This is a genomic window from Skermanella sp. TT6 (assembly GCF_016653635.2).
In the GTDB taxonomy this organism is placed as follows: domain Bacteria; phylum Pseudomonadota; class Alphaproteobacteria; order Azospirillales; family Azospirillaceae; genus Skermanella; species Skermanella cutis.
Genome location: NZ_CP067420.1, coordinates 2,395,237 through 2,419,984, shown reverse-complemented (window position 1 = coordinate 2,419,984; position 24,748 = coordinate 2,395,237). Strand labels below are relative to the sequence as shown.

At 69.3% G+C, this 24,748-nt stretch carries 25 protein-coding genes; 22 read left to right on the top strand and 3 right to left on the bottom strand.

The window, feature by feature from the left end; genetic code table 11:
• The first annotated feature begins 268 nt into the window (after positions 1-268).
• The 7 genes from IGS68_RS11380 to IGS68_RS11350 all read left to right on the top strand — a co-directional run bounded on the left by IGS68_RS11380 (position 269) and on the right by IGS68_RS11350 (position 6,517).
• Positions 269-547 carry an Ada metal-binding domain-containing protein gene (locus IGS68_RS11380; RefSeq protein WP_201080008.1) on the top strand — a complete coding sequence of 93 codons (279 nt, stop codon included), beginning with the start codon at positions 269-271 and terminating at the stop codon, positions 545-547.
• 151 nt (positions 548-698) lie between these two features.
• Positions 699-2,042, top strand: a complete 1,344-nt coding sequence (locus IGS68_RS11375) for a GntT/GntP/DsdX family permease (RefSeq protein WP_201080006.1) — start codon at positions 699-701, stop codon at positions 2,040-2,042.
• Between the two features lie 162 nt (positions 2,043-2,204).
• Positions 2,205-3,116, top strand: a complete 912-nt coding sequence (locus IGS68_RS11370; RefSeq protein WP_247881281.1) for a beta-keto acid cleavage family enzyme — start codon at positions 2,205-2,207, stop codon at positions 3,114-3,116.
• A 24-nt stretch (positions 3,117-3,140) separates the two neighbouring features.
• The gene (locus IGS68_RS11365; RefSeq protein ID WP_201080004.1) at positions 3,141-4,118 is read left to right on the top strand and encodes an L-carnitine dehydrogenase; all 978 of its coding nucleotides are present in this window, start codon (positions 3,141-3,143) and stop codon (positions 4,116-4,118) included.
• Complete coding sequence (locus IGS68_RS11360) at positions 4,115-4,615, top strand: thioesterase family protein (RefSeq protein ID WP_201080002.1); 501 nt, start codon at positions 4,115-4,117, stop codon at positions 4,613-4,615. The genes IGS68_RS11365 and IGS68_RS11360 overlap by 4 nt, the downstream gene beginning before the upstream one ends.
• A 2-nt stretch (positions 4,616-4,617) precedes the next feature.
• A complete protein-coding gene (gene choX / locus IGS68_RS11355; RefSeq protein WP_201080000.1) occupies positions 4,618-5,583 on the top strand; it encodes a choline ABC transporter substrate-binding protein in 966 nt (321 codons plus the stop codon).
• Positions 5,573-6,517 (top strand): alpha/beta hydrolase fold domain-containing protein, encoded by a 945-nt coding sequence (locus IGS68_RS11350; RefSeq protein ID WP_201079998.1) that lies wholly within the window; start codon positions 5,573-5,575, stop codon positions 6,515-6,517. Before choX ends, IGS68_RS11350 begins: the two co-directional genes overlap by 11 nt.
• Here IGS68_RS11350 and IGS68_RS11345 read toward each other — a convergent pair.
• The 3 genes from IGS68_RS11345 to IGS68_RS11335 form a co-directional block, all read right to left on the bottom strand.
• The gene (locus IGS68_RS11345; RefSeq protein ID WP_201079996.1) at positions 6,501-7,568 is read right to left on the bottom strand and encodes a GlxA family transcriptional regulator; all 1,068 of its coding nucleotides are present in this window, start codon (positions 7,566-7,568) and stop codon (positions 6,501-6,503) included. The genes IGS68_RS11350 and IGS68_RS11345 overlap by 17 nt on opposite strands.
• Before the next feature lie 46 nt (positions 7,569-7,614).
• Entirely contained in the window at positions 7,615-9,288 is a 1,674-nt protein-coding gene (locus IGS68_RS11340) for a Na/Pi cotransporter family protein (RefSeq protein ID WP_201079994.1), read from the bottom strand.
• A 123-nt stretch (positions 9,289-9,411) separates the two neighbouring features.
• Positions 9,412-9,879 carry a hypothetical protein gene (locus tag IGS68_RS11335; RefSeq protein ID WP_201079992.1) on the bottom strand — a complete coding sequence of 156 codons (468 nt, stop codon included), beginning with the start codon at positions 9,877-9,879 and terminating at the stop codon, positions 9,412-9,414.
• A 17-nt stretch (positions 9,880-9,896) separates the two neighbouring features.
• On the opposite strand from IGS68_RS11335, the gene nfi reads away from it, so the two are divergent.
• The 15 genes from nfi to gspG all read left to right on the top strand — a co-directional run bounded on the left by nfi (position 9,897) and on the right by gspG (position 24,730).
• Complete coding sequence (nfi, locus tag IGS68_RS11330) at positions 9,897-10,550, top strand: deoxyribonuclease V (RefSeq protein ID WP_201079990.1); 654 nt, start codon at positions 9,897-9,899, stop codon at positions 10,548-10,550.
• 172 nt (positions 10,551-10,722) lie between these two features.
• Positions 10,723-12,663, top strand: coding sequence for a methyl-accepting chemotaxis protein (locus tag IGS68_RS11325; protein WP_201079988.1), 1,941 nt, complete (start codon positions 10,723-10,725; stop codon positions 12,661-12,663).
• 20 nt (positions 12,664-12,683) lie between these two features.
• A complete protein-coding gene (locus tag IGS68_RS11320; RefSeq protein ID WP_201079986.1) occupies positions 12,684-14,255 on the top strand; it encodes a chemotaxis protein CheW in 1,572 nt (523 codons plus the stop codon).
• 9 nt (positions 14,256-14,264) lie between these two features.
• Positions 14,265-15,401, top strand: coding sequence for a chemotaxis-specific protein-glutamate methyltransferase CheB (cheB, locus tag IGS68_RS11315; protein WP_201079984.1), 1,137 nt, complete (start codon positions 14,265-14,267; stop codon positions 15,399-15,401).
• On the top strand, positions 15,392-16,003 hold the full coding sequence (locus IGS68_RS11310) for a HEAT repeat domain-containing protein (protein WP_201079982.1): 612 nt from the start codon (positions 15,392-15,394) through the stop codon (positions 16,001-16,003). Before cheB ends, IGS68_RS11310 begins: the two co-directional genes overlap by 10 nt.
• Positions 16,004-16,008: 5 nt before the next feature.
• Positions 16,009-16,884, top strand: coding sequence for a CheR family methyltransferase (locus tag IGS68_RS11305; RefSeq protein WP_201079980.1), 876 nt, complete (start codon positions 16,009-16,011; stop codon positions 16,882-16,884).
• On the top strand, positions 16,877-17,269 hold the full coding sequence (locus IGS68_RS11300) for a response regulator (protein WP_201079978.1): 393 nt from the start codon (positions 16,877-16,879) through the stop codon (positions 17,267-17,269). The genes IGS68_RS11305 and IGS68_RS11300 overlap by 8 nt, the downstream gene beginning before the upstream one ends.
• Positions 17,266-19,515 (top strand): chemotaxis protein CheA, encoded by a 2,250-nt coding sequence (locus IGS68_RS11295; RefSeq protein ID WP_201079976.1) that lies wholly within the window; start codon positions 17,266-17,268, stop codon positions 19,513-19,515. Before IGS68_RS11300 ends, IGS68_RS11295 begins: the two co-directional genes overlap by 4 nt.
• Positions 19,512-19,751: an STAS domain-containing protein gene (locus tag IGS68_RS11290; protein WP_201079974.1), complete on the top strand. Its 240-nt coding sequence runs from the start codon at positions 19,512-19,514 to the stop codon at positions 19,749-19,751. Before IGS68_RS11295 ends, IGS68_RS11290 begins: the two co-directional genes overlap by 4 nt.
• A gap of 217 nt (positions 19,752-19,968) precedes the next feature.
• The gene (locus tag IGS68_RS11285; RefSeq protein ID WP_201079972.1) at positions 19,969-20,352 is read left to right on the top strand and encodes a response regulator transcription factor; all 384 of its coding nucleotides are present in this window, start codon (positions 19,969-19,971) and stop codon (positions 20,350-20,352) included.
• A complete protein-coding gene (locus IGS68_RS11280) occupies positions 20,349-20,996 on the top strand; it encodes a chemotaxis protein CheC (protein ID WP_201079970.1) in 648 nt (215 codons plus the stop codon). Before IGS68_RS11285 ends, IGS68_RS11280 begins: the two co-directional genes overlap by 4 nt.
• Complete coding sequence (locus tag IGS68_RS11275) at positions 20,993-22,420, top strand: sensor histidine kinase (RefSeq protein ID WP_201079968.1); 1,428 nt, start codon at positions 20,993-20,995, stop codon at positions 22,418-22,420. Before IGS68_RS11280 ends, IGS68_RS11275 begins: the two co-directional genes overlap by 4 nt.
• Before the next feature lie 68 nt (positions 22,421-22,488).
• Positions 22,489-23,409 (top strand): bestrophin family protein, encoded by a 921-nt coding sequence (locus tag IGS68_RS11270; protein WP_201079966.1) that lies wholly within the window; start codon positions 22,489-22,491, stop codon positions 23,407-23,409.
• Between the two features lie 279 nt (positions 23,410-23,688).
• Positions 23,689-24,096: a hypothetical protein gene (locus IGS68_RS11265; RefSeq protein WP_201079964.1), complete on the top strand. Its 408-nt coding sequence runs from the start codon at positions 23,689-23,691 to the stop codon at positions 24,094-24,096.
• 127 nt (positions 24,097-24,223) lie between these two features.
• A complete protein-coding gene (gspG, locus tag IGS68_RS11260; protein ID WP_201079962.1) occupies positions 24,224-24,730 on the top strand; it encodes a type II secretion system major pseudopilin GspG in 507 nt (168 codons plus the stop codon).
• The last annotated feature ends 18 nt before the right edge of the window (positions 24,731-24,748 follow it).

Sequence of the window (24,748 nt, the reverse complement as noted above, 5' to 3'; positions counted from 1 at the left end):
GCCAGGTTGCGTCCCATTTGAGTACCTATCTTCCTTACTTTTATACAATTCCGCGTGGGACCGCAGAGCCATAGGTATATGCGCAACCATAACCTGGATTGGTATCCGCAGGGTCTAGCATTGATCCGCCACGGGACGACCGAGCGACCTGGGTCCAGGCGCAAGGATCGGAATGCGGCAGGCGCGTATCCGGAATAGATGTAGCGTCATCGTGTCCGCATCATCGCCGCCCGGTCGTCTTCAGATCCGGCTGGCAAAGGAGATCAGCATGCCCGCTCCCGACGCCAACGCAGCCTTGCCCCGCGACCCGGAAGCCGACTTGCGGTGGGCCAGCCTGCTCGCGCGCGACAGGTCCGCCGACGGCACCTTCGTCTATGCCGTGAGGACGACGGGCGTTTTCTGCCGCCCCTCCTGCCCGTCACGCCGGCCGAAGCAGGAGAACGTCGTGTTCTTCGCGAGCGGAACCGAAGCGGAAGCGGCTGGATACCGAGCCTGCCTCCGCTGCCGCCCGCCGGCGATGGCAGGCCACGCTCCGCCGGGTGGCTGAGCCGCGGCAGGTCCTCCGGCCAGCATGGAACCCGCTGCTCCTTCCGGCGTTTTCAAGCCATGTCCTAGTCCAAAGGGCAACCAGGGGAGGGGAAAAATGCCTACGGTGTACAGAAGCGAGTTCCTTTGCCTGCTTCGGCGACGGTGACGGGATGTCGGGAACTTATCTGATCCTGGTCGCGGCGGCCGGTATCTCCGCACTGCTTTATCTGGTCATCAGGGTAAGGCTTCACGCGTTCGTCACGCTGCTGCTGGTCAGCCTCATGGTCGGCGTCGCGGCAGGGATGCCCCTCGGCGACGTGATCAAGTCGGTCGAACGCGGCATGGGCGGCACGCTCGGCTTCGTCGCGGTGGTGGTCGGCCTCGGCGCCATGTTCGGGCAGATGCTCGAAGTGTCCGGCGGCGCCGAACGGCTGGCCCGTACGCTGGTGCGGCGCTTCGGCGACGACAAGGTCCAGTGGGCGCTCGGCCTGACCGGCTTCATCGTCTCGATCCCGGTGTTCCTGGACGTGGCGATCGTCATCCTCGTGCCGATCCTGTACAGGCTGGCCCGCGACAGCGGCCGCCCGCTGCTCTATTACGGAATTCCGCTGGTGGCCGGCGGCGCCGTGACCCACGCCTTCATCCCGCCGACGCCCGGCCCGATCGCGGTGGCGGACCTTCTGGGCGCCGACCTGGGATGGGTGATCCTTTACGGCGCGATCTGCGGCCTGCCCGCCATGATCCTGGCCGGACCGGTCTGGGGCAGCTACATCTCCAAGCGGATCACCAAGGGCGTGCCCGACTACGTCATCCTGAAGGACATCGACGAGAGCCGCGAGCTGCCCAGCTTCGGCCAGGTGCTGGCGATCATCCTGACGCCGCTGCTCCTGATCCTGATCAGCACCACCTCGGCCATCCTGCTGGAGGAAGGGAACGCCCTGCGCTCGTTCCTGGGATTCATCGGCCATCCCTATTCGGCGCTGCTCATCGCGACCCTGGTGGCGATGGTGGTGCTCGGCTCCCGCCGCGGCTACGGCAAGGAGGAGATCCAGGACATCGTCAACAAGGCGCTGGAACCGGCGGGCATCATCATCCTGGTGACGGGTGCCGGCGGCGTGTTCAAGCAGGTCCTGATCGACAGCGGCGTCGGCCAGGTGCTCGGCGACATGATGTCGGCGTCCGGCCTCCCCTATCTGGTCCTGGCCTTCGTGGTGGCCGCGCTGATCCGGGTCGCCCAGGGCTCCGCGACGGTCGCCATGGTGACGGCGGCCGGCCTCATCGGGCCGATCCTGCAGCAGAACAACGTCGAGGGACCGCAGCTCGCGCTCGCCACCATCGCCATCGCGGCGGGCGGCACGATCCTCAGCCACGTCAACGACAGCGGCTTCTGGCTGGTCAACCGCTTCTTCGGCCTGACCGAGAAGGAAACCCTCCAGTCCTGGACGGTCGCGGTCACCATCGTGTCGCTGGTCGGCTTCGCCATGGTCCTGCTGCTCGGCGCCATCATCGGGTGACCCCTCGCCGTCCGACGGCGTTTTCCGGGCCGTCATGTCGCCTGCGGTCAGGCGCATGACGGTTCCGGTCAAGCGGACCGCCGCCGTCGGCGCAGACTGGGGCTCCGGGTCGGGATCGCTCCCGCCCCGGAGCTTCAGCAACGCCGAGCAGCGGTACCCGCCATGGCCAATTCGACAGAGATCAACCGCCGGGTCGTCATCACCTGCGCCGTGACCGGCGCCGGCGATACGGTCGGCAAACATCCCGCCATCCCGGTCACCCCGGAGCAGATCGCGGCCGCGGCGGTCGAGGCCGCATCGGCAGGCGCCGCGGTCGCCCACATCCATGTCCGCGATCCCGGAACCGGCAAGCCGAGCCGCGACCCGGCCCTGTACCGAGAGGTCATGGAGCGGATCCGGGCCAGCGGAACCGACGTGATCGTCAACCTGACCGCCGGCATGGGCGGCGACCTGGCGATCGGCCCGGACCATGACCCGGCGCGGTTCGGTCCCGGCACCGACCTGGTCGGTGCCGGGGCGCGGGCGGCCCATGTGGCCGAACTGCTGCCCGAGATCTGCACGCTGGACTGCGGCTCGCTCAACTTCGGCGACGGCTCGCTGGTCTATGTCTCGACGCCGGACATGCTGCGCCGACAGGCCGCGATCATCCAGCGCCTGGGCGTCAAGCCGGAGCTGGAGATCTTCGATACCGGGAACCTGTGGTTCGCCAAGCGGATGCTGGCCGAGGGGCTGCTCGACGCGCCGCCGCTGTTCCAGTTCTGCATGGGCATTCCGTGGGGTCTTCCGCCCGAACCGAGGATGATGCTGGCGCTCCGCGACATGCTGCCGGCCGGCAGCGTCTGGGCAGGCTTCGGCATCGGCAGGATGCAGATGCCGATGGCCGCCCAGGCCGTCCTGCTCGGCGGCAACGTCCGCGTCGGGCTGGAAGACAACCTCTACCTGGACCGCGGAGTCCATGCCAGCAACGGCAGCCTGGTCGACCGTGCCGTGACGATCGTCGAGGCGCTGGGCTCGCAGGTGGCCGGCCCGGCCGAAGCCCGCGAGATCCTGGGGCTTCCCGCCCCCCGCGGTTAAGCGAATACTCAGGAAAGACGCGAAATGACCCAATCCTTTCCCATCCGCACGCTCGGTCTGGTCGGCGGCGGCGTCATCGGCAGCGGCTGGGCGGCCCGCGCCCTCGCCCATGGGCTCGACGTGGTCGCCTTCGACCCGGCGCCCGGGGCCGAGGACGCCCTGCGGGCCGCCGTCGCGAATGCCTGGCCGGCCCTGGAACGCACGGGCCTTGCCCAGGGCGCAGGCCGGGACCGGCTACGCTTCGCCCGTTCCGTCGCGGAAGTCGCCGCGGAAGCCGACTTCGTCCAGGAGAACGCGCCCGAGCGCGAGGACCTGAAGCGCAGGCTGCTGGCGGAGATCGACGCGGGCTGCGCTCCCGGCACCGTCATCGCGTCCAGCTCGTCCGGGCTGCTGCCGTCCCGGATCCAGGCGGATTGCCGGCATCCCGAAAGGGTGGTGATCGGCCATCCGTTCAATCCGGTCTATCTGCTGCCGCTGGTCGAGATCGTGCCCGGCGAGCTTACGTCCCGCGATGTCGTGGAACGGGCGGCAGGATTCTACCGCTCCATCGGCATGCGGCCGCTGAAGATCCGCAAGGAGATCGAGGGTTACCTGTCCGACCGCCTCCAGGAGGCGATGTGGCGCGAGGCGCTCCACCTGGTCGACCAGGGCGTCGCCACCACCGAGGATATCGACGACGCGATCATCTACGGTCCGGGCCTGCGCTACGCCTTCATGGGGACCTGCCTGACCTTCCACCTGGCCGGCGGCGAGGGCGGCATGGCCCACATGCTGGACCAGTTCGGCCCGGCGCTGAAGCTGCCCTGGACGAAGCTGGAGGCCCCGGAGCTGACGCGGGAGCTCCACGACCGGATGGTGGAGGGAACGGCGGTCCAGGCCGACGGCCGGACCGTCAAGGAACTGGAGCGCTGGCGGGACGACTGCCTGGTCCGGCTGATCGAGGTCCTTGCCCCGCTGCGGCACGAGCGCCGGGCGGAGTCCGCGGATCCGGTAGCGCCATGAACGGCACGGCGCCGCTGCGCCTCCACCGCGCCCGCGTGGTTCCGGAATGGATCGATTACAACGGCCACCTCAGCGAAGCCTACTATGTGCTGATCTTCGGCCATGCGACGGATGCCCTGCTGGACGCCATCGGCATGGACGGGGACTTCCGGACCCGCACCGGGCGATCCGTCTACACGGTGGATGCCCGCATCCGTTATCTCGGCGAGGTCGCCTGCGGCGAGGAGGTGGAGATCCGCACCTGGGTCTGCGGGGCCGATGCGAAGCGCATGCTGGTCCATCACGCCATGCACCGTGCCGGATGCGACGAGCCGGCGGCGCGGACGGAGCTGGTCCTGCTCTCCGTGGCGAAGCCCGGGCCGCGCGCGGCCCCGTTCGATCCCGCGGTGTTCCGCACCATCCGGTCTCTCGCGGAAGCCGGCGGCGCCAGCTGCCCCGTCCTCCCGGACCGCTGGGTTCCGCCTTCACCTCAACGCAACCAAGAACAGGGAGATTGAACATGCCTCCGAGAACCGCCCGCCTGATGGCCGCCGCCGGCATCGCCCTGTGCGGCCTTTCCTTCTGGCCCGCCGCGGCCCCGGCCGCCGAGCCCGCCGAATGCAGGACGGTCAGGATGTCCGATCCGGGCTGGACCGACATCACCGCCACGACCACCACGGCCTCGGTCATCCTGGCCGCCCTGGGATACCAGCCCAGCGTCGTGAACCTGTCGGTCGCCGTCTCGATCGAGGGGCTTCGGTCCAAGAACATCGACGCCTTCCTCGGCAACTGGATGCCGGCACAGGAGGAGATGACCCGGAAATACATCGATGGCGGCCAGATCGACGTCGCGGCGGTCAATCTCGAAGGCGCCACGACGACGTTGGCGGTCAACAAGGCGGCGGCGGACGCCGGCGTGAAGACCTTCGCCGATCTCGACAAGAATGCCGAAAAGTTCAAACGCACCATCAACAGCATCGAGCCGGGATCGTCGGCCAATGCGAAGATCCAGAAGATGATCGAGGACGACGCCTACGGGCTGGGCGACTGGAAGCTGGTCGAATCCAGCGAGGCGGCGATGCTGGCCTCGGTCGACCGGGCCGTCCGCCGCGACGAATGGGCGGTGTTCCTGGGCTGGGCGCCCCATCCGATGAACGTCAAGCTGCCGATGGGCTATCTGGACGGCGGCGAGGAGTATTTCGGACCCAACCGCGGCAGTGCCACGGTCCGGACCCTGACCAGGGCCGGGCTGGATGAGGCCTGCCCCAACCTCGGCACGTTCCTGAAGCAGCTCGTGTTCTCCGTCCCGATGGAAAACGAGATGATGGTCATGATCCTGAACGACCGGATGGATCCCAAGGAGGCGGTCGAGACGTGGATGCGGAAGAATCCGCAGGTGCTGGATTCCTGGCTGGCCGGGGTGACCGCCCTGGACGGCAAGCCCGGCCTGCCCGCCGTCAAGTCGGCCCTCGGCATTGCCTCCTGACCGGTTCGCCCCCGGGGTCGCCGAGGCGCTGCGGATCGCCGCGGCGCGCGCGCCCGCCGCGGGCGAGGGGATCGCGGCGATGCGCAGCGCCTACGAGACGGAACGGTCCTGGTGGAACCGGCCGGTCATCGACCTGCATTCCGCAGCCGACGCGGTCCTGGAACTGGAGGACGGCCCGGTCGGAATCCGGGTGTACCGCCCGGATGCCGGCGAGTCCCTGCCGGCGCTGGTGTTCCTCCACGGCGGCGGCTTCGTCGTCGGCTCGCTGGAGTCCCACGACCGGATCATGCGGCAGCTGTGCCGCCGGTCCGGAGCAATCGTCGTCGGGCTGGACTACCCGCTCTCCCCGGAGCATCGCTATCCGGCGGCGCTCGACACGGTGGAACAGGCCTTCGTCGCCCTCGCGGAAGGTCTGGCCGTTCCCGGCATCGATCCCGGCCGGCTGGGGATCGGCGGGGATTCCGCCGGCGCCCACCTGGCGCTCGCCGCGGCGCTCCGCCTCCGGGACCGGCGGCCGGACACCGTCAGGTTCATGCTGCTCTATTACGGCCTCTACGGGCTGAAGGAGTCGGAGTCCCGGCGGCGCTTCGCCGACCCGGTCTACGGACTGCCCCCCGACGAGCTTCGGTTCTACGAGTCCAGCTACCTGGGCTCCGAAGCGTCCCCCGACGGGGAAGCGATGGACCTCCTGGCGTCCGACCTCGCCGGCCTGCCACCCGCCTTCATCGGGGCGGCGGCGCTGGATCCCCTGCTCGACGACAGCCTCGCCCTGGCCGATGCCCTGCGGCAGGCGGGCGGCCGTGCCGAGCTGCGCGTCTACGACGGCGTCCCCCACGGCTTCCTCCATTGGAGCCGGCTGGTCCCGACAGCCGCCCAGGCGCTGGAGGACGGAGCGCGCGCCGTCGCGGCCTCGCCCTTCAGGTTCCCATCCTGACCGTCGTGGCGGCGGGCGCCGGCTGGAGCCGGGCCGTCGCCCTGTCCCTGCTGGGACTGGCTCCGGCATGGCGCCGGTATGTCCGGGAGAAACCCTCGTAGCTGCCGAAGCCGCAGGCGACCGCGATCTCCGCCAGGGAATGGTCGGAGTACAGCACCAGCGACCGCGCCCGCTCGACCCTCAGCCAGAGATAATAGCTGGTGGGCGACTGGCCGAGTGCTCCATGGAACAGCCGCTCCATCTGCCGGAGCGACAGCCCCGCCCGTTCGGCCAGCGCCTGGAGCGCCAGCGGTTCCTCCAGGTTCCGCTCCATGATCCGGACGGCGGCGGCCAGCTTGGGATGGCAGACCCCGAGCCGCTGGGGCACGTCCGCCCGCTGGCTGGACCCGGCCTCCCGGATGGTGGGATGGATGAACTGCTCGGAGACGCCGACGGCGACGCGGTGGCCGCAATCGATGCGGATCAGGTGTAGCATCATGTCCAGGGCCGCCGTTCCGCCGGCGCAGGTCAGCCGCCTGCGGTCGATGACGAATATCGACGGCTGGACGTCCACCCGGGGGTACTGTTCGGCAAGACTGTCCAGGCACTCCCAATGGGTCGTGGCGGCATGCCCGTCGAGCAGGCCGGTGCGGGCCAGCAGAAGGCTTCCGCTGTCGATGGCGCCCAGGATGGTGCCCTGCCGGTCGAGACGGCGAAGCGGAGGGGCCAGGGTGTCGCTGAAGGAGTCCTGAGGATCGAAGCCGGCGCACAGGATCACCATGCCGGGCGCGCCGACCTCCTCCAGCCGCCTGTCGGGCACGAGGGTCATGCCGTTGCTCGCCATCACCGTATCGCCCCCCGCCGAAACCGTGCTCCAACGGTAGCAGGCCCGTCCCATCATCTGGTTGGCGACCCTCAGCGGCTCCACCGCGCAGGTGAAGGCCAGCATCGAGAACTTGGGAAACAGCAGGAAGGCGATGTCCCGGCCGGGCCGGTCGAGGAAGTACGCACTGTTGACGGACGGCATCGCGTTCAGGCCCTGAACCGGAAGAAAGGTCGAAGCATCGTCCATTCTGCCGGCAAGCCGGGTCGGTCGCGCAAGGGGTCTTCAGGGAATCCTACGCCTGTCCCGCCTTGCCGGCCCGCGGAAGCCGGATCAGGCGCGACGGCCGCAGCAGGTTGTTTCGCTCCAGCAGGGGATGGGCGATCGCGGCGAAATGGGCATCGATCCGTTTCAGGTCGCGCACCGCGTCGAGGTGCAGGCCGCTCGTCTCGGCCGGAAGCCCCGTTTCCGGCGGATGGGCGAACTCGTTCTCGGCGGCCGCCCGCTCCAGGTCGCGGAACCTTTCCTTCCCCTCGACGAGCCTCAGGGCCGATTGCAGGTCCTCGCCCATGAAGACGGCCACCGCCAGCCGGAGCTGCGCCAGCAGGTGGTCGTGCATGGCCTCCGCTTCCTCGACCTGCTGTTCGGTCAGGCACAGGCGGCGGCGCATGCGCTTGGCTGCGAGGTCCAGGACCCCCTTGTCGATGATGTCGCCGGCATGCTCCAGGTTGAGGGCGACGGTCTGAACCTGGGCCAGCCGCGAGCACTCCTCGGCGCCGAGCTCGCGCTGGCCGAGTTCCGACAGGAAACGCTTCAGCGCCCCGTGCAGCCGGTCGAGGACATCGTCCTTGCGCCGCAGCTCGTCGAGCAGCCGGTAGTCGTCGCGGCGCAGCAGCTCCCGCGATCCCCTCAGCATCTCCTCGACGGTGTCGGCCATGCGGAAGGCTTCCCGGGCGGCGTTGGCCAGCGCCACGCGCGGCGCGTCGAGCGAACGGGGGTCCAGGTATCGGGCGCTTCCGGCATCCTCGGGCAGCGGCCGGTCCGGCAGGATCCGTTCCAACAGCCTGGCCTGCAGCGACAAGGCAGGGATGAAGAGGGCCGCCAGCGCCAGGTTGAACACGAGATGGAAAGTCACCGCGAGCCAGGCGGGATCGTGGCGCGCCAGAAGCGGATGGTCCGCAAGGACGGGCAGCAGGGGCAGGACGAGGAGGCAGCCGATGATCCGGTTGGCGATGTTGCCGACCGGCAGGCGCAGCGCGCCGCGCTCGCCCGATGCCGCGGCCAGCAGGGGATTCAGCGCGCTGCCGAGGTTCGCGCCGAGCACCATGACCAGGGCGGCGAAAGGAGTGACGAGCCCGGTCCCGGCCAGCGAGGCGATCACCAGGATGGCGGCGACGCTGGAGTGCATCGCCCAGGCGATCAGCGCCGCGGCGGCCAGCACGGGAAGCGGCTCCCGGGTCAGGGCGGCGATCAGGTCCTTCGCCTCGGGCGAGACGCCGGTCGGCACGATGGTCTCGACCAGCAGATGCAGGGACAGCAGGACGAATCCCAGGCCGATGACGATCCGGCCCAGGTTCCGGCTGCGCGTCCGGGTTCCCGTCCTGAAGACGACGAGCCCGGCGAAGATCAGCACGGGATAGACGATGGTGATGTCGAACGAGAGGGCCCAGGCGACCAGCGCGGTGCCAACGTTGGCGCCCAGCATCACGGCCAGCGCGGGGACCAGCCCGATCAGTCCCGCGCCCAGGAAGGAGGTCGTCATGAAGGCCGTGGCGGTGCTGCTCTGGAGCGCCAGCGTGACGCCGATCCCGGCGAGGCAGGCGGCGAGACGGTTCCGCAGCGCCCGGCCGAGCAGGCGGCGGAGGTCGCCGCCGAAGGCACGCAACACGCCGCTCCGCACCATGTGGACGCCCCAGAGCAGGAGCGCCACCTCGCCCAGAAGCTCCATCAACGCATGGGTAGCGGGCATGGCGGACATCCTGCACTCCCTACCCCGCTCCCGATCGGCGGGTTCTTTTTCGTTGCTTACAGGTTAATCGGCCATGCGCCCCCGTTGTTCCATTCGTTACCGTCCTCGCTGCGGCGACCAGCCTTACAGCCCGAACCGGGTCGGACTCAGGTTCAGCGTTTCACAGATCCGGCGCGCGGCGGCGATCTGCGCCGGTGCCAGCTTCTCCTCCGGCTTGCCGCCTCCGAGCAGCGTTTCCACCAGCTCCGTCGCGGCCTGGGCGTCGCCCTTGACCGGGTGCAGGGCCTGCAGGGCGGCCATCTCCCCTTTCTCGCGGTCTTCCCGAAGATGGGCGAGATACCGATCGAACGTCTCGGCGGTGCCGTCGCCGGCCTTCGCCACGAGGGCGCGGACGGCCCCGGCGTCGGCTCCCTCGGCCACGCCCAGCAAGGCCGCCGCGGCGGCCAGCGCGGCGCCGTTCTTGTCGTCCGTCATTCGTCCCCCGTCGAAGCCGGCCAGCGATGCCTGACCCGCTTCCTGCAACAGGGCGGCGGGGAAATCGGCGCGTCTCGCCGCCACGCCGGGACGGCCGCCGGCCTTCGCCTGTTGCATCGGCGATGGAAGACACCATGATCGAACCCTGGCCGACCACCGAGGCCGAGGCCCGCGTCGTGCAGGAAGACCTGCGCGGCCGCGTCATCACCCATGACGATTTCCCCCCGCTCCGCCGCATCGCGGCCGTCGACGCGCATTACAGCGACTCCGACGGCATGACCTGGGCGGCGGTGGCCGAACTCGACCCCGGGACGCTGGAACTGACCAGGTCCGTCCTGCTGGCCCGGCCGACGGTCTTCCCCTACGTGCCGGGATACCTGTCGTTCCGGGAGGTTCCGGCCATGGCGGCGGCGGTCGGCCTGCTGCCCGAACCACCGGACCTCCTGATCGTCGACGGGCAGGGCATGGCTCATCCACGGCGTTTCGGGCTCGCCTGCCACCTGGGCGTGGTGACGGGGCTGCCGGCGATCGGCGTCGCCAAGTCGCGGCTGGTCGGCCGCTACGAGGAGCCGGGCCGCCGGCGCGGCTCCTCCTCGCCCATGTTCCACCGACGGGAGCTGGTCGGGGTGGCGCTGCGCACCCGTGACGGCACCAATCCGCTCTTCGTGTCCGTCGGTCACCGGGTAAGCCTGCCCACCGCCGTGGACCTGGTGCTCCGCTTCGCGCCGAAATGGCGCCTGCCGGAGCCGATCCGCCTCGCCGACGCCATCTCGCGCATGCACCGCTGAGCCGGGCCGGCCGCCGGCCGGCGTATACGACCTTGAATAACAATGGGAATACCGCCACAAAGAGCGCTTGCGGCGCAGGGGCGATACTTTATCTTGGCGTCGGATTGCTGGCACGGTGCGCACCAAGGGTACGGGTATCCAGGCCAGACTTGCCGAAGCGAGGGGCTCTCCGATGGCGCTGATCAAGAAATCGACATACGACAACCGGCGCCCCGCCGAGCAGGCGGAGAACGCGACCGCCCGCGCCGGAGCGGCCAAGCCGCTCCCCCACGCCACGCCGCAACGGGCGCGTGCCCGGACCTTTGCGCGCCAGCAGAAGATCGCGGAACGGATCGCCGCCGCCAGCATGGAGATCGCCTCCTCCACGTCCGAGGCCGCCTCCGCGGCGGAAGAGCTCCGCCGCAGCATGGAGCAGATCGCGGGCGGCGCGCAGCAGGCCTCCAGCGCCGCCCAGGAGTCGCTCTCCGCGATCGGCAGCATCGCGGCGCTCCTCGCGAGCGCCCGCACCATGGCGACCGCGTCGCGCCAGAGGACGGAAGCCCTGCAGGTCCTGCTGGGAGAAACCGGCACCCAGATCACCGTCTCGGTCGGCGGCATCGCGGCGGCGGCCCGGCGCCAGGCGGCCACCGTCACGCTGATCGAGGAGCTGAAGGAGCTGGCCTCCAGCATCGGGTCGATCGTCCGTACCGTCGGCTACATCGCCGACCAGACCGACCTGCTGGCGCTCAACGCGGCGATCGAGGCGGCCCGCGCCGGCCAGGCGGGCAATGGCTTCGCCGTCGTCGCGGACGAGGTCCGGGCCCTCGCGGAAGTCGCGGAGAAGAGCGCCAGGGACATCGCCGACCTGGTCGGGGAGATCCAGACGGAGATCGCGTCGCTGGCCGAGGCGATCTCCGCGACGGCCGAAACGTCGATGCGCGAGGTCGAGAACGGCACCAAGGTCGTCGCCGCGATCGAGCAGGTCCGGACGGACATGGGCGAGCTGGCCGCGCTCAGCCTCGACATGGCGGCGGCATCCCAGGAGGCGGAGCGGGCATCGGTGGAGGTCCAGCGCGGCGCCGAGCAGATCGCGGCGGCGGCCGAGGAGCAGGCGGCGGCCACCGAGGAATCCCTGCGCAGCCTGGCCGAGCAGAGCCTCGCCCTGGAGCAGGCCCAGCTGGCCGCGCAGGAGCTGTCCCTGCTGTCCGACGAGCTGCGCCAGACCAGCGACCTGATCCGCAGCGCGGAACAGGTCGCCTCCGCGTCCGAGGAACTGTCCGCGACCGTCCAGGAACTGTCGGGAGCCGCCGTCCAGATCATGGCCGCGGTCGACCAGATCAGCCGGGGCTCGGGGCAGCAGGCCGCCGCGACCCATCAGTCCAGCACGGCGCTCCGCCAGATCGAGGCCGCGACGCGGCGCACCCGCGCCAGCACCGGCGGCGCGGTCGAGCGGTCCGCGGCCATGTCGGCGCTCCTGGCCGAGGGGCGGCGGAACATCACCTCCCTGATCGACGGTGTCGGACAGGCCGTCACCCATACCCGCCACAGCCTGAACCGCATCGGATCGCTCGAACAGATGGTGCGGCGGATCGAGAAGATCGTGGACGGCATCAACTCCGTCTCGATCCAGACCAACATGCTTGCGATCAGCGGCTCGGTGGAAGCCGCGCGCAGCGGCGACGCGGGACGCGGGTTCGCCCTCGTCTCCTCGGACATCCGGAGCCTGGCGCGGGACTCGGCCGAGAACGGCGACCGGATCAAGGATACGGTCCGCGCGATCCAGGACCAGGTCCAGGCGGTCAGGCGCGAACTGGAACTGACGCTGGCCGCCAACGAGGTGGAGGTGCAGAAGAACCGCGACATCATCGCCACCTTCGCCGCCGTGGAGACCGACATGGCGACGGTCCGGAAGAGCAACGAGGCGATATTCCGGGATTCCGACGTCATCCTGCAGGCGGCGCAACAGGCCGCCGCCGGCACGCAGGACGTCGCCGCCGCGGCGGAGCAGGCCAGCCGGGCCACCGCCCAGGCGGCGACCGCATCGCGGCAGCAGGCGCGCGGAGCCGAGGACCTGGCCGCGGCCATCGAGGAAATGGCGTCCCTCGCCGACGAACTCCAGAACTCGGCCGGCTGACGTCGAGCCGGAAGGACCCCATGTCCCCGCCCCCCTCCGCACAGGCGCTCGCGCCCGCCCCGTCGATTCCGGAGCCCCCGGACCGCCGGCCGCACCTGGTGTTCCGCGTCGGCGGCCTGCGCGCCGCCCTGCCGCTCCGGGTGGTCCGGGAGATCGTCCGCCGCCCGGACGTGCTGGACGTCCCCTTGAGCCCCCCGACCGTCGAGGGGTTGATCAACCTGCGCGGCACCGTCACCGTCCTGCTCAACATGCAGCGCCTGCTGGGACAGCCCGCCACACCTCCGGACGACGGAGGTCGGGTGGTGGTCCTGGACTCCGGCACGCCCGTCGGGCTCCAGGTCGATCAGGTCGCCGGCATCGTCGACCTGTCCCGCGGGCAGGTCGAACGGACCGACCCGGCCGACGAGGGCGACCTGTTCTCCGGCACGGTCCCGGGGGACGGGGACGAATCGGCCGTCTCGGTGCTGGCGCTCGAACGGGTCCTGCGGCGGGTCTCGGCCACGCGTCCCGCTGCGCCGCTTGCCGGCAGGTCCGCGCCGGCCGGCGCCTCGGCGGGGGCGCGGCCCGCGCCGGAACCGGCCTCGGGAACGCCGGCGGCCACCCGCATGCTGGTCAGCTTCGAAGCCGACGGCGAGGAGTACGCGGTGCCGGTTTCCGCGGTGGACGAGGTGGTCCGCACCCAGGCCAGGACCGTGCGCATGCCCCATGCCGACGGCAACCTGCTGGGCGTCGTCACGGTGCGCGGGCGGCTGATCCCCCTGTTCGACCTGGGAACGCTCCTGGGGCTGGGCCGGCCGCGTCCGCGGGGCGGAGAAGCCGACGCGGCCCGGGTGATCGTCCTGTCGTTCGGCGGGATGCGCGCCGGGCTGCTGGTGGACAGGGCCCGCGAGATCCTGCGCGTGCCCCCCGGCCAGATCGACCCGGTGCCTCCGCTGTTCCGCCAGGATGCCGGGGAGATCGAGGGGATCTGCCGGCTCGACCAGGGCCGCAGGCTCGTTTCCATCCTCGATCCCGACCGCCTGTTCCGGTCGGCGGGAGCGCGGAGCGGCCTCGCGGCCCATTCCGATCAACCTGACGCCGACATCCCGGAGGAAGGCATGGCCGATCGCGCCGCCGTCACGGAGTCCTTCGTGATCTTCCGGCTGGGAACCGTCGAATACGGTCTTCCCTCGTCCTGCGTCGAGCAGGTCGCGGCGGTGCCGGACCAGCTGACCCCGGTCCCGAAGGCGCCGGACTTCATCGAGGGGGTCATCAACCACAGGGGCAGCGTGCTGCCCGTGATCGACCAGCGGCGGCGTTTCGCCTTGTCCGGAACGGCCCCGGAGCGCAGCCGGCGCATCGTCGTCACCCTCATGGGGACGGCCCGTGCCGGGATCCTGGTGGATGCGGTGACCGGCGTCCTCAGGATACCGGCCGATGCGATCGAGCCGGCGCCCGACCTTTCGGCCGAGCAGGTGGCCCTGATCTCCCGCGTGGCCAACCTGGGCGGGAGGATGATCCTGCTGCTCGAGCCCGGGCACCTGCTGGCCCGGCACGAGGCGGACCAGCTCTCCGGTCTCGACGGCGCGACAGCCGCCCAGGCGCCCGTCTGACGCGCCGCCATGATCCGTCTGCTGATCATCGACGATTCGGCCCTGATGCGGAAGCTGCTGGCCGGCATCTTCGAACAGGAAGGGGATTTCGAGATCCGGACGGCCCGCAACGGCGCCGAGGCGCTGGATCTCGCCCGGAGTTTCGCCCCCCAGGTCGCGACCCTCGACATCAACATGCCGGTGATGGACGGGCTGACCTGCCTGAGCCGCCTGATGGTCGAGACGCCGCTTCCGGTGGTGGTCGTGTCGTCCCAGACGCCCGAGGGGGCGGAGACCACGCTGGAGGCGCTGGCGCTCGGCGCGGTCGACGTGATCGCCAAGCCGGAAGGCACGGTTTCGCTGAGCATCGACCGGATCCGCCCGATGCTGGTCGAGACGGTTCGCGCCGCGGCGGGCGCCCGCCTGCGGCCGACGCTGCGGCTCGCCGACCGGATCCGTCACCGGATGAGCCGGACGGCCGCGCCGGACCAGCCGCCGGCGTCCGCCCCGGCGATGCCCCCGACGATGCAAAGGCGGCGGGCCGGGCAACCGGAGCCGGCCCCGGGCCTCGTCCTGATCGGCGCTTCGACCGGCGGGCCGCAGGCGCTCGAGACGATCCTGACCGGCTTTCCCGAGGACCTGCCCTGGCCCGTCCTGGTGGCCCAGCACATGCCGGCCAGCTTCACCGGGGCTTTCGCCCAGCGGCTGGACCGGATCTGCCCGCTGCCCGTCGAAGAGGTCCGGCAATCCATGCCCCTGCTGCCCGGCCGCGTCCATGTCGCGCGGGGCGACGCCGACCTGATCGTCGCCCGGCGGCCCGCCGGGCTGATCGCCACGCCGGTCCCCTCCTCGCCGGCCCACCGCTGGCACCCGTCGGTCGACCGGATGGTGACCAGCGCGCTCAACCATGTGCCGGCCGGCCTGCTGGTCGGCGTGCTGGTCACCGGCATGGGCGACGACGGAGCAGCCGCCATGGCACGGCTGAGCGCGGAGGGCGGCCACGCCATCGCCCAGGACGAGGACACCGCGGTGGTCTGGGGAATGCCGGGCGCCCTGGTCAGGCTCGGAGGCGCCGATACCGTCGCCCCGCTGCCGGACATCGCGCGGGCCGTCGCCGGGGCGGTCGCCCGGGCCGGTTCGCGCAGGAGCGAGGCGCCATGCCGCTGATCCGCCGCGCCCCGCCCGGCCCCGCCGGGGAAACGCCGACATCGCCCGATGCGGCCCGGCACGACCTGCTGAATGGAGATCCCCTGGTCCGCAGGCGCGCCGTCCGCAGTCTCGGCAATGGTCCGGAGGCCGTGCCGACGCTGATGGAGGTGTTGCTGCGCGAAGGGGATCCCGCCGTCCGCGAGGCGATCTTCACGGCCCTCGCCGCCCTTCCGGACGCCGCGGAACCGCTGGCCTCGCTGCTTCGGTCGCGGGATGCCGGCCTGCGCAACGGCGCGATCGAGGCGCTGCAGGCCATGCCCGGCCCGGCGCGTGCGCTGCTGCCCGGCCTGCTCGCCGACCGCGATGCGGACGTGCGCCTGCTGTCCGCGGAGATCGCCCGCGGCCTTCCGGCCGCCGAGGCCACGGCGCTGCTGTGCGGTCTGCTGGAGCGGGAGGACGACGTGAACGTCTGCACGGCCGCCGTGGAGATCCTGGCCGAAATCGGCACGCCGGATGCCGTGCCGGTCCTGCGCGGAGTGCCCCGGCGATTCCCAGGAGCCCCGATCGTCTCCTTCGCCGCGGATGTCGCGGTCAAGCGCATCACGGGCGCGCAGAACTGACGACCATGCCCGCAGACAAGCCTGACCAGCCGGGCAGCCCCGACATCCGGATCGCCGATCATGAGTTCCGGCGGTTCCGCGACTTCCTCTATCGCCGCACCGGCATCGTCTTCGGCGATGCCCAGCGGGCCTATGTGGAACGCCGCCTGGCCGACCGGATCCTCGCCGCCGGCTCGCGCGGCTTCTCCGAGCATTTCGCGCGCCTGCTGGTCGAACCGGACGAGATGGAGCGCCTGATCTCCGCCTTCACGGTCAACGAGACCTATTTCTACCGGGAGGACTACCAGCTCCGTTGCCTGACCTCCACGCTGCTCGACCGGATCACGGCGCGAAAGCGCCGCGGCCAGCCGATCCGCCTGTGGTCGGTCCCGTGCTCGACCGGGGAGGAACCCTATTCGATCGCCATCTGGCTGCTGGAGAACTGGCCCCACGTGGATTCCTGGGATATCGAGATCGTCGGCTCCGACATCGACGTCCGGGCCCTGGACGCCGCTCAGGAGGGCGTCTATTCCGAGCGGTCGCTGATGCGCCTGTCCCGTCCGCTGGTCGCCAAGTATTTCACGGCCCTGGACGGTGGGCGCTATCGCATCGACGAGGCGCTGCGGGGATCGGTCCGGTTCAGCCAGGTCAACATCATCGACCAGGGCGACACGGGGCTGTGGCGCGACATGGACGTGATCTTCTGCCGCAACGTGCTGATCTATTTCGACGACATGGCCCGGCGCACCGCCGCCAGCAATCTTTACGACAGCCTGGCGCCGGGTGGATATATCTGCCTGGGCCATACCGAATCCATGAGCCGGATATCGCCCCTGTTCCATGTCTGCCGGTTTCCGGAGGCGATCGTGTACCAGAAGCCCGGGGAGGGCGGCCATGACTGATCGGCCCGCGCGGCCGCGCGTCCTCGTCGTCGACGACGGCGCGCTGATCCGCCTCTATTACCGCGAGACGCTGGAGGCCGCCGGCTTCGAGGTGGCCGAAGCCCTCAACGGGATCGAGGCGCTGGAGAAGGTGCTGTCCGAGCCGTTCGACCTGCTGGTCGTCGACATCAACATGCCGAAGATGGACGGCATGTCGTTCCTGCGGAACCTGCGCGGCGAGACCGCCGCCGCCGCGGCAGTTCCCGCCCTGGTGATCTCCAGCGAGGCGGGCGAGCAGGACGCCGACGACGCGCGGGCGGCGGGGGCGAACTACTATCTGGTCAAGCCGGTCGCGGCAGCCGACCTCGTCCTCCATGTCGCCGTGCTGACCGGGGTGACGGCATGAACGCACTGCTCGAACAGTTCCTGTCCGAAGGCCGGGATCTGATCCAGGAGTCGACACGCGGGCTGATCGCGCTCGAGCGGATGCCCACCGGCGACGGGGTCGCCCTGGTGTTCCGCGCCTTCCATACGTTGAAAGGTTCGTCCGGCGTCTTCGACGTGCCGCCGATGACCCGGATGCTCCACGCGGCGGAGGATGCCCTGTCCGCCGTCCGCGCCGGGCGTGCCGCGATCGACGCGTCGCTCATCGACCTGCTGCTGGAGAGCCTGGACCGGACAGCCTCGTGGCTGGACGCGCTGGAAGCGCAGGGCAGGCTGCCGGCGGACGCCGACGCGGCGGCGTCGGACCTGATCGACCGATTTCGCCGACTCGTCTTGGGGAACGCGGATACGGCGGAGGCACCGACGGCCCCGCTCCCGGACGACCTGCCGGCCTACACGGCGGTCGAGCGGTCCACCGCCCTAGACCTGTTGCGGCAGGGAGACGCCGGAACCGGCGCGTTCAGGATCGTCTACGATCCCGACCCAGGCTGCTTCTTCAACGGCGAGGATCCGCTGAAGCTGGTCAGCCGCCTGCCCGGCCTGGCCGCCGTGCGGATCTCTCCGCGCGAGGACTGGCCGGCGCCGGAGAACCTCGACCCCTTCCTCTGCAATCTGCGGATCGACCTGCTGGCGGTCGGCGAGGAGGCGGCGATACGCCATGCGTTCCGCCTGGTCGCCGACCAGGTCCGTATTTCCGCGGTCGATCCCGAAATCCTCGGCCCCGGACCCGCTCTCCCTCACCCGCCCGCCGACATCGTCCAGGCCGTGCTGGACGAGCAGCGGCGCCTGCTCGCGGCCGCGACGCCCGAGGGCGAGATGGCCGGACGCTGGGGATCGGCGGCGACCGCCGCCGCCAACGCGCTGCGGCATGGGGGCCGGGCGGATCTGGCGGACGCCGTCGCGGCGGCGCTCGCCCGGTCGATGGAACGGCGGGACCCCGCCCCTCTGGCCAAGTCCCTGGTCCATGCCACCCGCGCCCGGCACCCCGCCGCCCGGGAACGGGATGTTCCGTCCTCCCCGGCGCAGCCTCCCTCGTCGCGCCCGCTGCGGGTGGACGAAGCGCGCATCGACCGTCTCTTCGCCCTGGTCGGGGAGATGATCGTGGCGAAGAATTCGCTGGGCTGGCTGGCCGGACGGGCCGCGCAGCCGGACGGATCTGGAGACATCGTCCGGTCGCTCCGGGACCTGCACGGCACGATGGACCGGCTGGTGCGCGACATGCACGATGCCATGGTTCGGATCAGGATGGTGCCGGTCGGCCAGGTCTTCGACCGCTTCCCCCGGTTCGTCCGCGACCTGTCCCTTCGTCTCGGAAAGCCGGTCGACCTGGTGATCGAGGGGGAGGAGACCAGCGCCGACAAGACCGTGGTCGAGACGCTTTACGAGCCGCTGCTGCACCTCGTCCGCAACAGCCTGGACCACGGGATCGAGCCGCCGGAGGAACGCCGCCGCCGCTCCAAGCCGGATCGCGCCACCCTGACGCTGCGCGCCTTCCACTCCAACGACCGGATCGTGGTCGAGGTCGGCGACGACGGCCGCGGCATCGATATCGCCGGGGTCGGCCGCAAGGCAGTCCAGGCCGACGTGATCGACGAGGCGCAGCTTGCCGCCCTGGAGGATGCCGAGGCCTCCCGCCTGATCTTCACGCCGGGTCTCTCGACGGCGGAGGAAGCCTCCGATCTGTCGGGCCGCGGCATGGGCATGTTCGCGGTGCGCATGGCGGTCGAGCGGCTGGGTGGCGGCGTGGCGGTGGAAACCGCCCGCCACCGCGGCACGACCATCCGGCTGGAACTGCCGTTGACCCTGGCGCTGCTGCGGATCGTCACGGTCGAGGCGGCAGGAAGGCGTTTCGGCGTTCCGCTCGACGATGTCGCGGAGATGCTCAGGCTGCCCGAGGACCGGGTCCAGCGGATCAAGGCGCAGTCGGCCTTCGCATGGCGCGACCAGGTTGTCCCGCTGCATTCCCTCGCCGGCCTGCTGGACCTGGGCGACGACCTGCCGGCATCCCCGGAGGCAAGGATGGTGCTGGTCGTCAGGACCGAGGACGGAGTCTTCGGCCTCGCGATCGACGGGATCGGCGATCGGCTGGAAGTGATTCTCCGCCCGATGGACGGCGTGCTGGCCGACATTCCAACCTATCTCGGGACGACCCTGCAAGGCGACGGCCGGGTGCTGCTCATCCTGAACCTGAAGGAAATCCTGCCATGAGCGTCCGGTTCGCCGACGGGACCATCATCCTGGAAGGGGAATGCCAGGTCGACGAGGCCGAACCGCTGCTCGAGTTCCTGCTGGCGGACCCGGGCGCCCCGGTCGACTGGGCCGGCTGCACCTATCTTCATACTTCCTTAATCCAGGTGCTTCTTGCCGTTCGGCCGAGGGTGATCAATTCCCCCCAGTCGGAGTTCGTCCTGAAGTGGGTAGTCCCGACATTAAATTGCCGCTGACCAAGAATATCCGTTCGTCTTGGGACGAATGTGGCAACTATCCCGCTGCACTGCCATATTCATCTGGAATCCCGGTGGACTCGGTTGCATTATTTGCCAGCGATGCGGCGCCCCGGTTACGCCAAGTACAGTGGTCGCATTGGACCACCCCCTCCTTTCCGAAGGAGCGGATCGCCGGAGAGGCGGGTGGACGTAAGCATATTGGAGAATTCATAGTATGGCGCGAACCGTTTTGGTTGTGGATGACAGCAAGCTGGCTCGCATGGTCGTCAAGCGCATCCTCGAGAAGACCCGGTCCGACTGGCAGATCGCGGAGGCCGCCAACGCGCAGGAAGCCCTCGGCTTCCTGGCGGAGAAGCGCGCCGACATCGCCCTGATCGACTTCAACATGCCGGACCGCGACGGCCTGTCCCTGGCCGAGGAATTGCGCGCCGCCGACCCCGACATGCCCATGGCGATCATCTCGGCCAATGCGCAGGACGCGATCCTGGCCCGCGCGCGGGAACTCGACACCGCCTTCGTCGAGAAGCCGCTGACCGAGGACACCCTGACGGCTTTCCTGTCCGGGGCCGCCCTGAAGCTAAGGCGTGCCGGCAAATGACGCCGGAATTCGACGGCGACCGGATCCTGCTGACCGACCTGGAGCGCGACGCGCTGACGGAGATCATCAATATCGGCGTCAGCAGGGCCGCCAAGAACCTCAGCCGGATGGTCAGGGACCAGGTCCACCTGTCCGTCCCCCGGACCGAGATCATGAGCCGCGACCAGGCCGTCGGCTGGCTGTCCCACCGGGAGAACAGCAGCCTGGTCGCCGTGGGGCAGAACTTCCGGGGGTCCTTCTCCGGCCAGGCCCTGCTCATCTTTCCCGAGGCGAAGAGCCTGGAGCTTGTCCGCACCATCCTGGACGACGGCTTGTCGCTCGAGGAGATCGTGGACCTGGAGCAGGAGGCGCTCGCCGAGGTCGGCAACGTGGTGCTGAACGGATGCCTCGTCGTCATGGCCAACATGCTCAAGCAGGCGCTCGACATGTCGCTTCCCCGCGTGATGCGCGGCAGCAGCCAGGTCGTGCTCCTGGGAGGCAACGTCAACGACCCGGGCGAGATGGTCCTGTTCCTGACGATCGATTTCGCGGTGCGCGCCCGCAACATCAACGGCTATATCGCCCTCTTCATGGATTTCCCGTCGCTCAGCGCGATCAAGTCGCTGATCGGCGACTATATCGACGGCTTCGAAGACAAAGAATGAGTCCCTCGTCCGATTCCATCCAGCACAAGGACCTGGTCCTGGATGCGCTCGATTCTGGAATCATCATCCTGGGCGGCGACCATCGGGTCCTGACCTGGAACGTTTGGATGGAACGCGCCACGGACGTGGCTCAGGCGACCCTGATCGGTCGATCCATCTGGGACGCGTTCCCGGCGCTGCTCGACACCCGGTTCGGCGACGCGATCAACGACGCGCTCGACGCCGGAGCATCCAGCATCCTCACCCACTCGCTGCACGCCAAGCTGCTTCCCCTGCACCTGCCGGACGGGCGGCCGCTGCTTCACGACCTGATCATACGCCCCCTGTCCTCGCAGTCCGGCCGGCACTGCCTCATCCAGGTCAAGGACGTGACGGTGACCGTCGAGCGCGAACGCCTGCTGCGCGAAAGGCGCGACGCCAAGTACAGGGCGGTCGTGGACACGGCGCAGGACGCCATCGTCACGACCGATGCCGGAGGCACGGTGCAATGGATGAACTCGGCCGCGGAGCGCACCTTCGGGCTGGCCTCCCAGGACGCGCTCGGGAAGGACATCACCCATCTGCTCTCCCCCGGCGGGGATGTCCCGTGGCCGCGCGACCTGGCGGCCCTGGCGCTGCGGGAGTCGTCCGCGCAGCCGGTCGAGCTGACGGTGGAGCGCCATGACGGAACGGTGCTGAACCTGGAGCTCTCGCTTGCCCGCTGGCAGAGCGAGAACCGCAACTTCGTGACCGGGATCCTGCGGGACGTCACGGAGCGGCGACGCGTCCGGGACGCGCTGGAACAGGCCGTGGCCGACAAGACGGTGCTCCTGCGGGAGATCAACCACCGGGTCAAGAACAGCCTGCAGCTGGTATCCGGGCTGCTGAACCTCCAGATGGCGAGCCTCGTCGACCAGTCCGCGCGCTCGCTGCTCAGGGAAGCCTCCGACCGGATTTCCGCGGTCGCACGGGTTCACCACCGTCTCTATCAGACCGACAGGTTCCGCACCCTGGACTTCGCGGCCTTCCTCAACGAGATGCGCGACGACCTGATCAAGGCGTCGGGCGAGCGCGTCTGCGACATCGACTTGGCGACCGAGCCGCTGGAGGTCAGCATCGATCACGCCGCCCCGCTCGGCCTGATCACCAACGAGCTGATCACCAACGCGATCAAGCATCGCGGTGCCGATGCCGCCGTCATCAAGATCACCCTGGAATGCTGGCCGGATGGTTACGCCCTGACGGTGAGCGACCAGGGGCCGGGGCTTCCCCCCGGTTTCGATGCCGCCAAGTCCCGGACCCTCGGCATGCGCATCGTCACGGCCCTGACCCGCCAGATCGGCGGCACGATGGAGATCCCGCCGGTAGCCCGCGGCGCCACCTTCCGCATCACCGTCTCCGGCCACCAGCACTCCTGCACCGATCCGGAGGACGGCGCTCCCTGAACGGTCGGCCCGCCCGGCAACGACGGCCATGGCGGACTGTTCATCAGGACCGCAACAACGAGGCCGTCATGATCGTCCGCAACCGTCCGTCGGCCCTTCGATTGTTCTTCGTCATGAAAGGGTCGATTGTCCCGCGCATAAAGTGGCAGGTACTCTCCACCGTGGCCGTGGCCATCCTGGTGACGCTGGCACACGGCACCTTGTTCAGTCTCAAGGTGACGCTGACCCCGATCCCGTTCAGCCTCATCGGACTGGCGCTCGCCATCTTCCTCGGGTTCCGCAACACCGCCAGCTATGACCGCTGGTGGGAAGGGCGCAAGCTCTGGGGCGAACTGCTGATCAGCGCCCGCGCCGCGACGCGGCTGGTCGTCAACCATGCGCGGCCAACAGGGCAGGAAGGCGAGAAGACCCGGATCATGGTCCGGCGGCTGATCGCATTCGCATATGCCCTGAAGCACCATCTGCGCGGAACCCGCGACGACCAGAGCAGGCGCTACCTGCCCGAGGCGGACGCCCGGTCCATGGCGTCGTCGGCCAACGGCCCGGACCACCTCCTGCACCTCCTCAGCCGGGACGCCGCAGCACTCGGCGCGGCAGGCCGCCTGGACCCCATGCTGGTGGCGCAGCTGGAGCAGAACCTGACCGTCCTGGCGGGCGTCCAGGCGGGCTGCGAACGCATCCGGCACACGCCTCTACCGTTCTCCTATACCCTGCTGCTCCATCGGACCGCTTACCTGTACTGCTTCGCCCTGCCCTTCGGGCTTCAGGATACGACCGGCTTCATGACTCCCTTCGTCGTCGGGCTGGTCTCCTACACCTTCTTCGGGCTCGATGCGATCGGGGACGAGATCGAGGAGCCGTTCGGCTTCCTGGCGAACGATCTCCCCCTCGAGGCGATGTGCCGGCGGGTCGAGATCGACCTGCTGACCGCGTTGGGCGAAACCGAACTGCCGCCACCGCTGAAGCCGGTCGACCACTGGTTGGCGTGACTCGGCTCCGGCACCGGAACGATGCCGACGTTCGTCGATCGTGAAGGAAGAGACGAGGTCGAGTGCGAGCACGACGCAATCCGGTTCAGCCAGGGCCTGTACCCCTGTGGGCAATGTTGGCTGACCCCCTAAAGAATCCGACATCCTTTCTGAGCGCATGAGCGAATATCGAGTGCGAGCATCGCCTGAAACGGCGACCATGGGGGGACCGGCTGACCGCCAAGCTGCGGCTATCTTATGGGATTGGCTCTCTGCGGTGTCCCTGCGTACGGGATGTCCATGATAGAACTTACAAATGACATCCTCGTCGCCTATGTCGACGAGGAATTGCCCCTAGAGACAGTTTTGGCCGTGGACGCCGCCATGGTCGCTCTCGTCATCGGCACCGGTCTCTCCGCGTATCCGTCGCACGGCGGGCGTGGCGACTTCTTGGCCGACGTCCCGGCGTTCCATGCCGTTTACGCGGCGGAAACAGAACATCTGGCGGAAGCCGATCAGCCGACGGCGCTGTGCATCACCAAGTCCGACCAGACCGCGAGCGATCCTGTCCAGTACGATCCGGCGAAGGGGCTGAAGGTTGCTGCACAGGACAATAGCGGGTACCTATGCATTGTAGTAGGCGCCCTTGCTTCGACCGAACTCGACCGACTTACGCAGGAGGTCAGGCATCACTTCCAGGATGCCTGATAAACGAATTCGAGTTTCCGTTCTATTTTGTGGCATCACGGCGGAAACGGTCCGGCCGACGGAATACGCCACCGGCGGGATCGTCATCGCATCGAGGGCATCGCCTGGTCAAAAGCTGGAGGAAGTCATGGGGAATTCCCGCCAAGGGGCTCATAGCCTGAAAGCAATCCGTCCGATTGCCGGACGCCGGATACCCGAACGCCGGACGGGCGATCGCAAGCGTCCGTCCGCGGCCGCCGGCTTCACCCTCCTGGAGCTGCTGGTCGTGCTCGTCATCCTGGGGCTTCTGGCCTCGGTCACCGCACCGGCGGTCGCGCGTTATCTCAGCGGGGCCAAGGTGGATGCCGCCAAGTTGCAGATCCAGAATCTGTCGACTACTCTCGACATGTACCGGCTGGATACGGGAAGCTATCCGTCCCAGCAGGACGGCTTGAAGGCCCTGGTCGAGCGTCCGTCAAGCGCGCAGCGCTGGAACGGCCCCTATCTGCGGAAGGCCGACATGATCAAGGATCCCTGGGGTCAGGAATACAAATACCGGACTCCGGGAGAACGCGCCGAGGTCGAGGTGTTCACGCTGGGCGCGGACAAGGCGGTCGGCGGCACCGGGGAGAACCAGGACCTGGGCAGCTGGTGATCCGGTCACCGGCCCGCG

What these genes read in the sequence shown, in the direction of transcription:
- IGS68_RS11380 (WP_201080008.1), top strand. Translation starts at nt 269, where the DNA reads ATGCCCGCTCCCGACGCCAACGCAGCCTTGCCCCGCGACCCGGAAGCC.
- IGS68_RS11375 (WP_201080006.1), top strand. Translation starts at nt 699, where the DNA reads ATGTCGGGAACTTATCTGATCCTGGTCGCGGCGGCCGGTATCTCCGCA.
- IGS68_RS11370 (WP_247881281.1), top strand. Translation starts at nt 2,205, where the DNA reads ATGGCCAATTCGACAGAGATCAACCGCCGGGTCGTCATCACCTGCGCC.
- IGS68_RS11365 (WP_201080004.1), top strand. Translation starts at nt 3,141, where the DNA reads ATGACCCAATCCTTTCCCATCCGCACGCTCGGTCTGGTCGGCGGCGGC.
- IGS68_RS11360 (WP_201080002.1), top strand. Translation starts at nt 4,115, where the DNA reads ATGAACGGCACGGCGCCGCTGCGCCTCCACCGCGCCCGCGTGGTTCCG.
- choX (WP_201080000.1), top strand. Translation starts at nt 4,618, where the DNA reads ATGCCTCCGAGAACCGCCCGCCTGATGGCCGCCGCCGGCATCGCCCTG.
- IGS68_RS11345 (WP_201079996.1), bottom strand. Translation starts at nt 7,568, where the DNA reads ATGGACGATGCTTCGACCTTTCTTCCGGTTCAGGGCCTGAACGCGATG.
- IGS68_RS11340 (WP_201079994.1), bottom strand. Translation starts at nt 9,288, where the DNA reads ATGCCCGCTACCCATGCGTTGATGGAGCTTCTGGGCGAGGTGGCGCTC.
- IGS68_RS11335 (WP_201079992.1), bottom strand. Translation starts at nt 9,879, where the DNA reads ATGCAACAGGCGAAGGCCGGCGGCCGTCCCGGCGTGGCGGCGAGACGC.
- nfi (WP_201079990.1), top strand. Translation starts at nt 9,897, where the DNA reads ATGATCGAACCCTGGCCGACCACCGAGGCCGAGGCCCGCGTCGTGCAG.
- IGS68_RS11325 (WP_201079988.1), top strand. Translation starts at nt 10,723, where the DNA reads ATGGCGCTGATCAAGAAATCGACATACGACAACCGGCGCCCCGCCGAG.
- IGS68_RS11320 (WP_201079986.1), top strand. Translation starts at nt 12,684, where the DNA reads ATGTCCCCGCCCCCCTCCGCACAGGCGCTCGCGCCCGCCCCGTCGATT.
- cheB (WP_201079984.1), top strand. Translation starts at nt 14,265, where the DNA reads ATGATCCGTCTGCTGATCATCGACGATTCGGCCCTGATGCGGAAGCTG.
- IGS68_RS11310 (WP_201079982.1), top strand. Translation starts at nt 15,392, where the DNA reads ATGCCGCTGATCCGCCGCGCCCCGCCCGGCCCCGCCGGGGAAACGCCG.
- IGS68_RS11305 (WP_201079980.1), top strand. Translation starts at nt 16,009, where the DNA reads ATGCCCGCAGACAAGCCTGACCAGCCGGGCAGCCCCGACATCCGGATC.
- IGS68_RS11300 (WP_201079978.1), top strand. Translation starts at nt 16,877, where the DNA reads ATGACTGATCGGCCCGCGCGGCCGCGCGTCCTCGTCGTCGACGACGGC.
- IGS68_RS11295 (WP_201079976.1), top strand. Translation starts at nt 17,266, where the DNA reads ATGAACGCACTGCTCGAACAGTTCCTGTCCGAAGGCCGGGATCTGATC.
- IGS68_RS11290 (WP_201079974.1), top strand. Translation starts at nt 19,512, where the DNA reads ATGAGCGTCCGGTTCGCCGACGGGACCATCATCCTGGAAGGGGAATGC.
- IGS68_RS11285 (WP_201079972.1), top strand. Translation starts at nt 19,969, where the DNA reads ATGGCGCGAACCGTTTTGGTTGTGGATGACAGCAAGCTGGCTCGCATG.
- IGS68_RS11280 (WP_201079970.1), top strand. Translation starts at nt 20,349, where the DNA reads ATGACGCCGGAATTCGACGGCGACCGGATCCTGCTGACCGACCTGGAG.
- IGS68_RS11275 (WP_201079968.1), top strand. Translation starts at nt 20,993, where the DNA reads ATGAGTCCCTCGTCCGATTCCATCCAGCACAAGGACCTGGTCCTGGAT.
- IGS68_RS11270 (WP_201079966.1), top strand. Translation starts at nt 22,489, where the DNA reads ATGATCGTCCGCAACCGTCCGTCGGCCCTTCGATTGTTCTTCGTCATG.
- IGS68_RS11265 (WP_201079964.1), top strand. Translation starts at nt 23,689, where the DNA reads ATGATAGAACTTACAAATGACATCCTCGTCGCCTATGTCGACGAGGAA.
- gspG (WP_201079962.1), top strand. Translation starts at nt 24,224, where the DNA reads ATGGGGAATTCCCGCCAAGGGGCTCATAGCCTGAAAGCAATCCGTCCG.